General features: G+C 51.7%; 10 protein-coding genes. 3 read left to right on the top strand and 7 right to left on the bottom strand.

Features of this window, described 5'->3' with window-relative positions; genetic code table 11:
• Nucleotides 1-1,561: 1,561 nt before the first annotated feature.
• Nucleotides 1,562-2,428, top strand: a complete 867-nt coding sequence (locus CBW22_RS12125) for a RepB family plasmid replication initiator protein (protein WP_088516763.1) — start codon at nucleotides 1,562-1,564, stop codon at nucleotides 2,426-2,428.
• A 513-nt stretch (nucleotides 2,429-2,941) separates the two neighbouring features.
• Here the strand turns inward: CBW22_RS12125 and CBW22_RS12120 are convergent.
• The 4 genes from CBW22_RS12120 to CBW22_RS12100 form a co-directional block, all read right to left on the bottom strand.
• The gene (locus tag CBW22_RS12120; RefSeq protein WP_088516762.1) at nucleotides 2,942-5,080 is read right to left on the bottom strand and encodes an AAA family ATPase; all 2,139 of its coding nucleotides are present in this window, start codon (nucleotides 5,078-5,080) and stop codon (nucleotides 2,942-2,944) included.
• Nucleotides 5,081-5,434: 354 nt separating this feature from the next.
• Nucleotides 5,435-6,139: a PP2C family protein-serine/threonine phosphatase gene (locus CBW22_RS12110; RefSeq protein WP_088516760.1), complete on the bottom strand. Its 705-nt coding sequence runs from the start codon at nucleotides 6,137-6,139 to the stop codon at nucleotides 5,435-5,437.
• A complete protein-coding gene (locus CBW22_RS12105) occupies nucleotides 6,126-7,013 on the bottom strand; it encodes a nucleotidyl transferase AbiEii/AbiGii toxin family protein (RefSeq protein WP_088516759.1) in 888 nt (295 codons plus the stop codon). The genes CBW22_RS12110 and CBW22_RS12105 overlap by 14 nt, the downstream gene beginning before the upstream one ends.
• Before the next feature lie 13 nt (nucleotides 7,014-7,026).
• Entirely contained in the window at nucleotides 7,027-7,920 is an 894-nt protein-coding gene (locus CBW22_RS12100) for a type IV toxin-antitoxin system AbiEi family antitoxin domain-containing protein (RefSeq protein WP_088516758.1), read from the bottom strand.
• Between the two features lie 446 nt (nucleotides 7,921-8,366).
• On the opposite strand from CBW22_RS12100, the gene CBW22_RS12095 reads away from it, so the two are divergent.
• Nucleotides 8,367-9,074, top strand: a complete 708-nt coding sequence (locus CBW22_RS12095) for a hypothetical protein (protein WP_088516757.1) — start codon at nucleotides 8,367-8,369, stop codon at nucleotides 9,072-9,074.
• Nucleotides 9,071-9,652: a hypothetical protein gene (locus CBW22_RS12090; RefSeq protein WP_088516756.1), complete on the top strand. Its 582-nt coding sequence runs from the start codon at nucleotides 9,071-9,073 to the stop codon at nucleotides 9,650-9,652. Before CBW22_RS12095 ends, CBW22_RS12090 begins: the two co-directional genes overlap by 4 nt.
• A gap of 174 nt (nucleotides 9,653-9,826) precedes the next feature.
• Here the strand turns inward: CBW22_RS12090 and CBW22_RS12085 are convergent, their stop codons facing one another.
• From CBW22_RS12085 to CBW22_RS12075, 3 genes are all read right to left on the bottom strand, one after another.
• Nucleotides 9,827-10,045, bottom strand: coding sequence for a hypothetical protein (locus CBW22_RS12085; protein ID WP_088516755.1), 219 nt, complete (start codon nucleotides 10,043-10,045; stop codon nucleotides 9,827-9,829).
• Between the two features lie 148 nt (nucleotides 10,046-10,193).
• Nucleotides 10,194-11,060, bottom strand: coding sequence for a tyrosine-type recombinase/integrase (locus CBW22_RS12080; RefSeq protein ID WP_088516754.1), 867 nt, complete (start codon nucleotides 11,058-11,060; stop codon nucleotides 10,194-10,196).
• 614 nt (nucleotides 11,061-11,674) lie between these two features.
• Nucleotides 11,675-12,523 carry a hypothetical protein gene (locus tag CBW22_RS12075; RefSeq protein WP_088516753.1) on the bottom strand — a complete coding sequence of 283 codons (849 nt, stop codon included), beginning with the start codon at nucleotides 12,521-12,523 and terminating at the stop codon, nucleotides 11,675-11,677.
• Between the last annotated feature and the right edge of the window lie 263 nt (nucleotides 12,524-12,786).

Below are 12,786 nucleotides of genomic sequence, written 5' to 3'. Positions count from 1 at the left end.
AAGTTTTTCCGACATTGTTAAGGTATTAATTTATAGTTTAGATTGTGTTACATATTCATATTTCAGGCCAGCTCAGAACAAAACCGCAGTAAAACGGATAACTAACTGTTTTACAAATAAAATCTCTAGGTTCATTTTCTTTTTTTTCAAAAGCGTAGCCTCTCAATATGATGAGTGGTTTCAGAAAATCCTCATAAAAACGATTAATTTTTTTTATTACGAATGTTGCGCTCAGCTTAATGTGTGACTTGCATCTCATTTTCGAGCGCTCCACTGTCCCCTTCGTTTTATAATTAAATGATATAATTTATAGCCTTAACTCTCATCAGGGATCAGTTTAATAACCGGCAAGCAGGATTTAATAGCTCTGTCACCATTTTCAATCAGTAAAATTTCAATCTTCATCAGCTGACTACGCATTTATTTATGGCTGGAAAAATTATCATTGTGTCGGGGACATGGCCTGAGAAATACTCACATCTCTTTTCCGCCCTGCTCCAGGCCAGCTTCTTTAGGATTTAGACCGAATGCGAAGACAAGCTTGTTATTCTTAAATTTATCTCTAACAAGTTAAGTTGTTTTTTCATGACCTTTACGATAGCTGAATCTAATCGTGAAAACGCCAGGATTACCAGCCTGTGCGCATACTGCCTATATGTCTTCACGTCAGTCCGTCAGGACTGACGCTGATGAGAAAAAAGCTTTGCTGAAATGTCAGGCCAGGGATTTCTGCAGCAGGCGTCTACAGAGGGAAAATATCGGTTTCCAGTGCAGACTGACCGTAACTTCAGCTTATGACTGGTGACGTGCAGCCTGCCATAGTAGTTGCGGCTGAGAAAGTTGCCCCTGAAGCCGTTTTCTACTTGCCTAAGCCGGGCTGCTGTCTGGCCCGATAAAAGCTAAAGGAGAAATGCTGGCCAGCCCCGCCTGACTGCCAGTCAGGATGGCGCGGCCCGAATCTTGCCCGAACCCGTTCAGGATCTGACGCCTGAAGGTTGCCCTGCAGACGGCGCTAATGACCACACAACACATCATGAGAGGCAGCTGCAGGGTGTAGAACTGGCAAAGGCTACGGATAAGAAAATCCGAAATCAAAATTCATAGACTCTTAACAAAAGGTGAGTTTCCGGTTTTCCCTTTTTCCGGATCTTGTGCCGGAAATAGGCAGAAGATCCACGATAAATAATTCGTTATGAGCGTCTGTCTGCAGTTGCCTCGTTGCAGGGCAAAGAATGTAGTTCATTGTTTACCCATAACGTGCCTGTAGCATGGCTCAAAAGGTATCAGGTGTTATCCACAAATCCACAGGAGCGATCCAATAACAGTTCCATTCAGATCCTTATAGTTCCAAATAGATCTCAGCCTTCTGTAAAGCCTGTCATTCGTGGCTTGAAGACTGATCCTGATGTGTGCTTTTGGGATTTCCATGTGTGCTGATGGGATTAATATGTGTGCCTGCGGGATGGAAATGTGTGTTGTCGGGATGTATGGTGTGTGCTGCCGGGAAAGATCTCTTTCTATCCACAATCTGTAGTGACTCTTAGGAAGCAGATACAAGTAGATGAAAGACAACACATTTATCAGTGATGCGCTGTACAGCGACATGATTAGCAGGGAAAAACAGCTCACAGTTAATTCTAATAACACGGTTCAGCCAGTCGCCCTGATGCGCCTCGGCGTATTTGTTCCCAAACCCACTAAATCGCAGGGGGAAAATAATGTTGTTGACGCCTCTGAGCTGTTTTCCCAGCTGGAAATTGCCAGGGCGGAGGGATACGACAATATCAACATTGCCGGACCACGTCTGGATATGGACTGCGACTTTAAGGTATGGATAGGCGTCATTTATGCCTTCAGTACATATGGCCTGAATTCAAATAAAATTGAGCTCAAATTCACTGAATTTGCAAAGGGTTGTGGTTTTTCAGCCAAGCGTATAGACAGCCGCCTGCGAAGCGCAATTCATGAATCGCTGGGCAAGCTGCGTAATAAATCTATTTCATTTAAGCGGGGAAAAGATGTGCGCGGCAGCTATCAGACAGGCCTGCTGAAAACCGGTTACTTTGATGCAGATAAGGATGTGGTTCAGCTGGAGGCGGATGAGAAGCTCTGGGAGCTCTTTCAGCTGGATTACCGCGTACTCCTGCAGCAGCACGCTATCAAGGCACTACCCAAAAAAGAAGCGGCGCAGGCAATCTACACCTTTATCGAAAGCCTGCCTGCTCAACCCATCCCGGTCGCTTTCGCGCGCCTGCGTGAACGGCTTTCCCTCTCAAGCTCAATCAGCGAGCAAAACCGCACGATCAAAAAGGCCCTGGAGCAGTTACAGAAAATAGGGTATCTGGAATTTTCGTTAGTTCGCAAAGAACGTGAAAATTATCTTTTTATTCATAAACGTAATCCAAAACTAAAACCAGCTGACATGTAAACATGTGTGCTGGCGGGGGAGTTTCTCGGCAGATTGAGTGTGTGCTGGCGGGTAAGCTTAAGCTTTGCGGCTTTTACGAACGCAGAGTCGCTAAACAAAGTGTGTGGTGGCGGGATAGCAAACCGAATATACCCGCCACCACACATATCCAGCCCTGAATCCTCAACAGAGCACACTTTAGGATGTCCTGATCCCGCCACGGCACATGTTTCATCCCCTTAATAATGGCGCCATACAGCTTTCGCCAGAGGGTTTCCCGTCAGCACACATATGCCGTCATGCCGGGGTCACCCTCTCCTCACCTCAGATGTTTTTATTACGGGTATGTATCACATCATGATCACTCTTCTCTCAGCCCCTGAGCCGGTGGTTTATTATCGCTAGACGATTTTTTCCCCCAGTCTGACGGGCTTCATGGCCCCCACTGTAAGAATAAACCGCAGACTCTGCCTTCCGGACATTTCACTGACGTGATAACTTCTTTGGCCATCATAAAGGGCAGGGCTGAAAGGTTCAGGCCGTCTGCTGTCCGGCCTCCTCGTTCGCTGCCTCACCGGTCAGCAGCAACCTGTCACACTCAGCGATGACGTACTCCGGGATCAGGTCGAAACGGGTAGGGTCGAGCTGACAGATAAACTCATTCTCGATATGGTAGGTCTCGTTGACAAATTTGCGGATGACGCGGTTGTCGGCCTCCGGCTCAAGCAGCCTGAAAACCTGAAGCTTCTCATACCCGTTCACACAGCGCTGATAAAGCGCCAGGATATGCGCATGGCTGTTCAGCAGGGCCAGCATGCTGGCGTAGTCAAACCCCGGGATACGCCCGGCCACCTCGCTGCAGCCGCTGTTCACCCGTTCCGGCTCCATAGGAGGATAACCGGCGCCTTCTGCGAGGGGTTCACGCGTGTCGGTGGGGACCTCCCGATGATGGAAGAGATTTGAGAGCACCTGATAGGCATCGCCGCGGTCGTCCAGAATTTCATAATGCCGGCGCAGATAAATCAGCTTAATCAGATCATCACAGCCGGAGGCTGTCACGCGCGTGCAGATTTGCGTGAAGGTCATGATGTCGCTTTCGCGGATAGGCAGCTCCGTGATTGTGCCGGCGCTGTACCGCAGATAGGAGGCGGTGACCTGGTTGCTGAACAATCGCTTCACCGACCTCAGGGTATCGATAATGGGCTCGACGTCGTGCGTCAGCATCATGACCGTCAGGTTCTTCAGGCATTCGCCCGTGCTGCGGCGGAACAGCATCTCCAGAATGGCAAATTTTTTGTTTTTATCAAACGACGAAATGGGATCGTCGAGCACGATCAGACCGGGCCTGCGGGCCAGACATTCATACATGAACAGGACGATGGCAAACGCGTTACGCTCGCCGTAGCTCAGATGCTGGCTCCCTCCACTGAGGTAATCGCCATAATCGACGTGACGAAGCTTCAGGCGGCACTGCTCACCGGCGCCGGTGATATCAACCTGATAGCGGTAGCCGGCGTAGGCCAGAAAGGTATTGATATCTTTTTTATGCTTTTCAATCAGGCGCTGCATGCCCGCTCGCTGCCTGCTGATCTGCCCCTGCAGCTGACCGGCCTGGGAGATAAGTCCTTCCAGAGAAGCGTTAAGACGTTCCGTCACCTCACGGGTTTTCTCCGACTGCAGATCGGGGAAATAAGTGACGTCCAGGCGGAATTCCGCGAGTGAGGCGCGGATATTGCCGGCGTCGGTAAAGGTAAAACCATTCAGCGTTTTCAGGGTCAGGAGCATGGAGAGCAGATTTTCTGTCTGCTGTTTAACGGTGATCAGATAGTCTTCATGCTTTTTTTCCAGACCGCCCTGCAGTGTGGTGATTTCCTTCAGGCGTGTCCTGGCCGCTTCGGAAAAATAAGCGCCCAGCTTATCGAGCACCGCAATAATGCCGACCAGATTCTTTATAACCGTCTTGTCATACTCGGCGCTGACTTTGCTTATCTGCTCGGTTTTATCATTAGAATCACCGGTACAGAAGGGGCAGCATCCCGCAGACAGCGTGGAGAAGTTTTCATACCCCTTTGTCTGCCACTCAATCCACTCAACGTTGCGGTCGCTCTGAATAAACGGCTGATAAGGCTCCAGGCCTGGAGGAATATGCTGCAGTTTGTTACCGCCCGCCAGTCCCTTCATCCCCGTAGAGGACCTGGACAGGCCTTTGCTGGTCAGTTTAAACGCGCCGCTGAGCGCCTGCAGGTGCGTGATGAATAATTCAAGATCATCATTTCCGCTGAATTCCTGCCGGATGGCCAGCACCATCGCATCGATCTCACGTTCTGTCTCGCTGTAAGCTTCCATTTTAATGAAGATATCAAAGCTGTTGCTGACCAGCTCGTCGGGCTGAAACGTGAATTGAGAGACGTACTTTTCATCAAAGCACAGGACATCCTGAATATGCTCCACACCGGACACGCCGGGACGGAGATCTGAGAAATTTGCCGTCCGGAGCTTAAAGGGCAAAAGGCTCAGGAGACCGTCGGCATCACCGTTCACGCTGTGCAGAATAGCGCGGGAAATCGTGCTTTTGCCAGTGCCGTTAGGCGCAAACTTAATGTTTAACTTATTTTCTGAAAGCGTGATGCGCGCAATATCAATGTTATTGCAGTGGCAGATTTCAACATCCATCGAAAATTCCTTCTAATGGCTGATTTAAGTTAAAACTGCATCGAAACTAGTGAAATATCCTTGCTGTGACTCGCTCATATAATCATCGATCCGTTCAGGCGTAAATCATGAACTGATTAATAAAAATGGTATCTCATTGATGAAGGTGGCGATGGCGGAGGGGGAGTTTTCTGACGCTGTCGCTGAGGAAGACCGCGGTCGTATCCCTGACGTAGCCAGAGTCGTGCATCGTGAGCAGGATCAGGTTTCACAGACACTGATGCAGGCGGGGAGTGTCGGCCGGCAAATACGGTTCCCGCCCTGCACCACCGCAGAGCCGCTAATGAGGCAGAACCGTCTGATATCCGGGGTGGATTAAGCGTGGTGTGACGCGGTCTGACAGATCGGCCGCTGCAGGAGAAGGGCAACGGTAAGGTTATCCGGGCTGCTTCGATGGTCAGCAGAAAGACGTTTGCACCGTTCCCTCAGCGCGGCGGCAGAGCGGAGGGTGTAGATGTCCGCATCACTGAGCTGGCTCCAGAATCCGTCAGTACAGAGAAGCAGTGACTGGTCCTGCTGACAGGCTCTCTGGTGCCATTTCACCTCATGCATGGGCCCCCGGCTGTTTCCTGCCCAGGCGAAGAGGCGGTTTCGCAGGGGATGAAACCGTATCGCGTCTGGGGGGCAGTGTCCCAGAGCCACACAGCGCTCGGCGAGCGAATGATCGCGCGTCCTGTCGCGGCAGTTCAGGCAGTAAATCCGCGTGTCGCCCAGTGAGGCATAGTGATATTCCCGATCGTCTGCAATCACAAACGCCACGCTGGCTCTGCCTGGAGAGTGGCCGGCCGAGCGCAGCAGGGCGCTGATGTCGTGGCAGACCGCGTGAAGATCCCTGCCCGAATCCTTCATCCGCTCCAGATGCGTCGTCAGCCAGTCCACGTAGTGTGGGCGGGCATCACAGTGAGAAAATCCGTCGGCCATCATAAACAGCCGGCACCGGCCGGTTTCCACCCACATAAACCGGTCCAGCTGTTCCGTCCTGCTCCCCTGCAATGAGAGATGAAACTCAGTCGTCAGCACGCTGCCATCCTGTCACCAGATCCCACGGCAGGGCGCGATAAAACGCCCCGATTGCATCATAGGCCGCATCAAAATCGGGCAGGGTGCCCGCCACCTCGCTTTTCAGCAGCGCATACTCCTGCGCTGACCGGTCACGGATATCCGTGCGGTTCAGCGTCCGCGGATTGACGAACCCCGCTTCCAGCCGACCCGCGGACTTCTCCAGCAGGCTGGTCAGGATGTGCAGGCGGTCCTCATCGCTGATCTCAACGGCACCGAGCAGCAGGTTGAGATCGTAAATATCCTGCCGGCGCGAGCGGTTTCTGACCACCTGCTGCATGACGGAGCGGAGCTTTTCGGCCACCAGGTCGGTGAAGCTGTAGGCCAGCAGATCGTTGTCATCGGTGAGCGTAATGTGGTCAACCGACAGGCTGTATTCATTCAGGCTGTAGTCAATCTGCACGGTATGCGGGGACTGACCGGCGCGCAGGCGGCGCATTTCACCGTCGATCCCGTTCCGGGCATAGCCAATTTTGAGCAGAAAGGCCGGAAAGGTGGCATGTTCAGCATCGCGCGGCTGAATGTTCAGGCTCTGCACCGCGCAGCTGACCTGATAGGGGAGTTCGGCCGATGCTATCTGAAGCGCTTCGTTCAGCTCCTCCCGGAAGGTATCCTTATCGATGTCAGCCAGGCGCATGCTGGTTGAAAAGTCGATGTCCTCCGTGAAGCGGGAACTCCGGTAGCGCAGCCCCAGCAGGATCCCTCCCTTCATTATCATGCGCGGCTGCAGGTACTCGCTCTCCGCAATCGCCTGCAAAACAATATGTACCGCCTGACGGAAGGTTACCCTGTCTGCCGGAGCCTCAGCGACCCATTCCTCGATAGCGTATTCCATGGACTTCCCGGGATCAGTTGTTGATGGAGATACACCATACTTCGGAGAAAACATTTTTGTAAGGGTTCGACGAGACCAGTTTCCTGCTCCCACCCCGCTGCACGGTATCTTTCCACTTTTCGATGGTGCGGTGTGACAGGCCACAGACTTCTTCCAGCATGTACCCGGTACGTGCCTTATCGATCCCTGTGCCTTCCCTGTCGACGGTTTTGACGATCACCGGCAGGTGTTCAGCCGCTCTTTCACGAAAAACATCTTCCACATGAGAGTAGCCCCCGCAAAGATCCGGCTCTCTGAGCATATCAAGGAAGGTTTCTCCCAGGCTGGTCACCCGGACTCCGCCAGAGCCATGGAGCTCAGAGCGCGGCCGGTATTTTGTTCTGGCATGCTGAATCAGCGTTTTTCCGTCGATTTTTTCATGAGGGACAAATCCCCGCGGAAGCAGAGGAAGCACGGTTGTCAGGTCTGGAAATCGCGTTCGCAGATATTGCTCATGCAGTTTTCTGGCGGCAGAGAGCTTAGCCTGAGTGACGTGGAGCACGTGTGGGATCCTGTCGGTCAGGCCATGCCATTCCATCGCCGAAAGACAGGACAGGTGGGAGTAGGGGGTAAGATCGCATACCTGCTGCTGCGCGGTAGAGATGTCCCGGTTGCTTATCTGCCAGACGTAGCCATCGATGGCGGGCAGCAATATCCCCTGATACAGCATGTCACTCAGGATATCGCTGAGGATACGACCATCGGGCTCGGCGGTCTGGATCTTTCCAATGGGGAGGCCATCATACGATTTGTCCTGGTAAAGCTGATACAGGTGTTCATTAAATTCGTGAAGCGCAATAACCGGTTTAGGGTGCCGGTTAAGGAGTATCAGGCGGACAGCTTCACGAAGCGAAATTGTTTTATTCATGCAACACCATGCAGCGTATAAGTCCTAAGGACTTATACGCTGCATAACGTCACATGTCAACTTTTTCAGGTTGAACATAAAGTTCTGACTTCCTGAATTCGCTGGATTTTTATATATATCTTGACAACGTGACGCTATGCACATCAAAATGTCCTTAGGACATTTTGATGTGCATAGTTAGCTCCTGAAAAAATAATGTACTGAGATAAGCCCGCGTGCACATTTTTATCATCACACGGTTGCCCCCTCTGGCGGGTACTCAGAGCAGGGAATGGTGTTTTTTTATGATGGCAGTGCTGGCGCTCAGAAATAATGTGGTCTGGCTTCACAGACGAAAATCATCATTCGCGTCTGACACGGCACGCTGCTGTGAGCAATCCGGCACGGGCGGCGTGATGATGACGTGACCGCTCAGTGAGCGAAAAATGCAGGAACCCAGGTATAACGTGAAGCTCTACGAGAACGTGGTCATTGGTAATTTCCTGTACGGGCTGGGCGTGTCCGTGGGGGCCCGGCTGGGTGGAGACGTCCTTCCAGCCTCGGTGAACCTGCTGCAGCAGACGCCGGAAGACAAGGCGCTGGGCGACGTACTCCTTTCTTTCCCCGGCACGCTGCGGCTGATTGAGTTCAAATCCGCGGCTAACCGGTCAGACAAAGAGGCGGCCCGCTTCCGAAAGCTTTCACACGCGCTGGAGTGCCGCGAGGGACTGAGAGCGGTATCTCACCGGATCCACTGGTATGTAGAAACCACCCCTGACGTTCAGTCGGGCGTAAAAACCTACTTTTCGAGCTACCTCAGCGCACTCTCTCAGCCTGCCCGTCAGGCTGAGCCGCTGAACCTTGCGCGTTTTATTGCGCAGACAACGTGCAGCATCTTTTCGGCTCAGACGGACGCAGACGACCCGGTGGCCGTCAGCAACTACCTGAAACTGATCCGGTGGTGCCAGGGCGTTGATGAAAAGAGCAGCGCGGGGGCGCTTATCGTCGTGTGTGACGGCCTCGGCAATCTGCACTATGCCGAACTGAAAAACATAATGGAGCTGTCGATGACGCATGAGACATGGCTCGAATACAGGCTCAGTATGGAACACGGCAAAGAGCTGGAGAGGGAAAAATCATTAGATCACGACAGAGGAATGGATCTGAGCCTGTGAAAAACACCAACGCAATCAGCGACCACGACATACGCCTGTTCTTTGACGCCGCAGACAGGATCCTCCAGGCCGCGCAGCAGCAGGGAAAAACGGCCGACAGAGCAACGTCAGCGCTGCTTCAGGTCACCGCCGCCCATGAACGACACGTGAAGGCGGTCGGGGATGACGTCATCAGTGCCGTGACGTCCATGGCCGGCTCAACGGCTCAGGAGTCAGCACGGCTTCTGGCGGAGCATTTCCGCGAAGCCGACAGGGCCGCAGAAAAGGCGGCTGAACGCTATGAGCGGGCCAGCCGGTCGCTTGGCTGGCGAAGCTGGCTCTGGTTTCTGACTGCGCAGGTGGCGTTTTGTGCAGTGGCCATTGGGTTTATCATGACGCTTGTCCCCCCGCTGGATGAGATACAGGCGCGACGGGCAGCGCTGGCGCAGGCGAAAGAAGAGGCCGAACGCTTCCCGCTGTACTGGCACGATTGCACGGTGGACGGGAAAAAAACACGGTGTTTCCGGACCGATGAAAAGGCCGGTGTACTGACGCTGGATGATGGCAGCATCTGGCGTGTTCCGTGGCGTAAGCAGTAGCCGCTGCCGGATTTCAGGAATAAGCACGCCGGCAATAAGGGCCACCTCTGTCAGGTAAAGTCGCCACGCCTGACCGAACTTTTCAGCGCGATTGCCTGCACTCCACTGCCTGCTTCGCCTTACCATCCGGGGCTACCCCTGAACGTTCAGGCTTCTCAGCGATGACAGGCAGCATTACCGCCCGTTCAGCACAAATCCATCCTCAGTAAGGCTGCTCCTGCGGGTACAGGCGATGATGCCGTCACGCCGCATCTCCTGCAACGCCAGCCAGACGTCTGCCGGCGGCCATTCATCCGGTGGCCAGCAGATGGCGCAGACCTGTTTCCGCTCGCGGGCCGCCAGCACGCCGCGGCAGCGCCCCGGAATGGCCTGTTTAAGCGGTGAAACTGTCATGCATTCGTTTCCTGTACAGATTTTCGGCCAGTGCAGCACAGTGCAGTGCCGGATGCCTGTTCTGCGGAAACTGTGTTTGCTGACGGTAAAGGTTGCTCTGATTTTCCAGACAGATTAAAGGCCTGCTCAGAGCAGAGCCGGAACACGTTCAGGGGCGCGGAACGCCCGGCAGCAGCAGGCGCGCGGCCTCGCCTGCGTCCATCGAGAAGCGCACGCCGAGCTGGCGGGTGACGTCCAGCGCAAACACTCTTGTATACCACTCGGTGGACTTGGCGTCCCTGTGGCCCATCAGCGTCTGGATCACCTTCTGCGGCACCTGATGCTGCACCAGGTGCATCGCAAACGAGTCCCGGAACGTCTTCGGCGTTACCGGCCGGATGGAAAACGTCACACCGTCACGTGCTGCGGCCGCCACGGCCTGGCTTATCCAGCTGCGCGCCGTGTCCTCGCTTTTAATGTCCCACAGGCGCGCACCGGCCGCCGGCTGCGCGGTCGCAAACCACTCCCTCAGCCGCTGCACGAACCCCGGATCGGTGAGCGGCACCGCGCGCGGCGGGTTGTCCTTTATCTCGGCTTCCACCTCGCGCTCCGCCTGCTGCTCCTCCTTCGTCGGCCGGCCGCGCCGGCGGCTGCGGCTCTTCGCCGCCTCTTCCAGCTTCCGCTGCTTGAGGGTGCGCAGCACCACGAAGGGTGATGACAGCGGGGCGCCGGTGTGCGGTGCGTCCAGCACGAAGTCCTCCCGGGTCAGCGGCAGGATCTCGTTGAGCCGGCCGCCGGTGTTCCACAGCGCGTCGATGAACAGGCGTTTGCGGAGATCGGTCACCTTTGCCAGCAGCACGGCCACCTCGGGCGCCAGCAGGTAGCGCGGCATGTCGGTGCCGTACGCGGCGGCCAGGTTGCGCAGCGCCACGGCGCTCTCATAGTCAAAGTAGCGCGCGGCGCCCGTTCCGGTCAGATTCTGTTCAGTGACGCCGCTGCGTGAAATCTGCGTCAGTTCGCGGGGTAAAGTGCCCAAACTTTCAATCTCCGTTGTCTGGCGGGGTGGAACGTATTTTCCCCTGTCTGTCCAGCGAAAACCACGGGAATAAATCGATCCGCAGAGGATCCGGCTTCGATCCGTTTTTCGGCTTTTCTCTCGTATGCGGAGAATAACCTGGACGGCCGGAAATAAAAAGGCGCGGGCCCCGCCACCTTTCGGGCGCGGGAAAGAAGGTAAGTGTCTGGTGGTTAAGGGAATAATCAAAAACCGGCGCCGGCGGGATCGTACCAGGCACTCTTGGCTGCGTGCCTGGTCAGTATTGATTTCCACATAACCTGATGAATGAAACCAATCGGCCGGAGGGATTTGATCTGAGCACCTTCACGAAATTCATAACAATGAAATAAAGTCAATAATTTATATCGCTTTTTAACGTCAAAATTTGGTTGTAAATCATTACGTTTTGTATGCATGAAGGATGCGTTATATTCCCTCAAACAAAATATAATTATCACTCAGTATCTATAGCATGCGAGGTAATTATTCATGAATATTTATTAAAGTGATTGAAATAATAAAAATCAACTTAATTTGCCTGAGTGACGCAAAGGGCGGTAGCATGTTTTTTTGTCACAGTCTGACAGGGTGATTTATAATTGATTGTTTTTTTCTGAAATACCTTCCATGCCGTAATAAAAGAAAGAGAAATAATAAGCCATATAAGAGTTGAACATGGAATAGAACTTCTTATATACAATCACTTTATTGGATTTACTTTCAAGCAGAAGTAAACCTCTTGATTCTGCGTCTAAAATCATGCTTCTCAGATGTGTGCGAGATATGCCACAACGTTTAGCAATAGAGCTTATCGTATCTTTAGAATTTTCGTTACGGATTCCGAGCATATAAATATTAATGAGCACCATGTGACCGGAATCTTTTGCGATAAATACTTCAACATCCTTTACAAGGTTAATCAGAAAAACAGAAGACTCATGAATTTCTGTATATCGTTTAAAAAAAAATGGAAGATCAAAACTACTTAAACGTTCACCCTTTAATGATTTAGGAAAGACAGTTTTCAAACTAGGGGTCATAGTATTAAGCAGGCATAAAGTATCTTCAATTCCTTTTTCAGTCATCATGTATATTTTTTTTCGACGATCTTTATTGCTGTTGCAGACACGGATCCTTCCACTTACCTTAAAAAGAGTCAATAAAGAAGATACAGTATTCAAACTGACCATACCTGTTTTGAGGCACTGGCGTGAAACTTCGGAGAGAGAGGAATCTTCCTGACTGTAATAAACCGAAGCAGTAATCGTTGAAATTAGAAATCTGTTATTACTAAAGATAAATTTATAAAACAACTTTTTACGAGAAAACTCATCCAGAATCATTTTGCAATGAATGCTTACCGCTAAATGAAAATTTTCATTTGCTTTAATTTCGTCGTTAATTGATTTTATTCGCATGAACGTTTTTACTTTTCTTTCCATAACAACCTCTTCCACCCTAAAAGACTATGTTAGAGTAAATTCAACCTCGACAAAACACTTATTACATTAATTTAATTTAAGTTTCCAACTATTCTTAAATCACGTTATTGATACTTTTAATGAGATAGATTATAATATTGATTGAGTCAGAGTTTGATAATTTTTATTTGCCTAGATTAAAAAGTTACCTTAAGAAATATAGGATCAGTGATGTAGAGAATATTTCTGAATTTTGTTTAAAAAAACACCCCAAGAAGAACCCA

The organism is Pantoea sp. VS1 (assembly GCF_002207995.1).
Taxonomy (GTDB): domain Bacteria; phylum Pseudomonadota; class Gammaproteobacteria; order Enterobacterales; family Enterobacteriaceae; genus Pantoea; species Pantoea dispersa.
Note: the sequence above shows the minus strand (reverse complement) of the source record. Positions and strands in the feature narration are given on the sequence as shown.

Excerpts from the sequence above, each read along its gene's own strand:
- CBW22_RS12125 (WP_088516763.1), top strand. The coding sequence starts at position 1,562 with ATGAAAGACAACACATTTATCAGTGATGCGCTGTACAGCGACATGATT.
- CBW22_RS12120 (WP_088516762.1), bottom strand. The coding sequence starts at position 5,080 with ATGGATGTTGAAATCTGCCACTGCAATAACATTGATATTGCGCGCATC.
- CBW22_RS12105 (WP_088516759.1), bottom strand. The coding sequence starts at position 7,013 with ATGGAATACGCTATCGAGGAATGGGTCGCTGAGGCTCCGGCAGACAGG.
- CBW22_RS12100 (WP_088516758.1), bottom strand. The coding sequence starts at position 7,920 with ATGAATAAAACAATTTCGCTTCGTGAAGCTGTCCGCCTGATACTCCTT.
- CBW22_RS12085 (WP_088516755.1), bottom strand. The coding sequence starts at position 10,045 with ATGACAGTTTCACCGCTTAAACAGGCCATTCCGGGGCGCTGCCGCGGC.
- CBW22_RS12075 (WP_088516753.1), bottom strand. The coding sequence starts at position 12,523 with ATGGAAAGAAAAGTAAAAACGTTCATGCGAATAAAATCAATTAACGAC.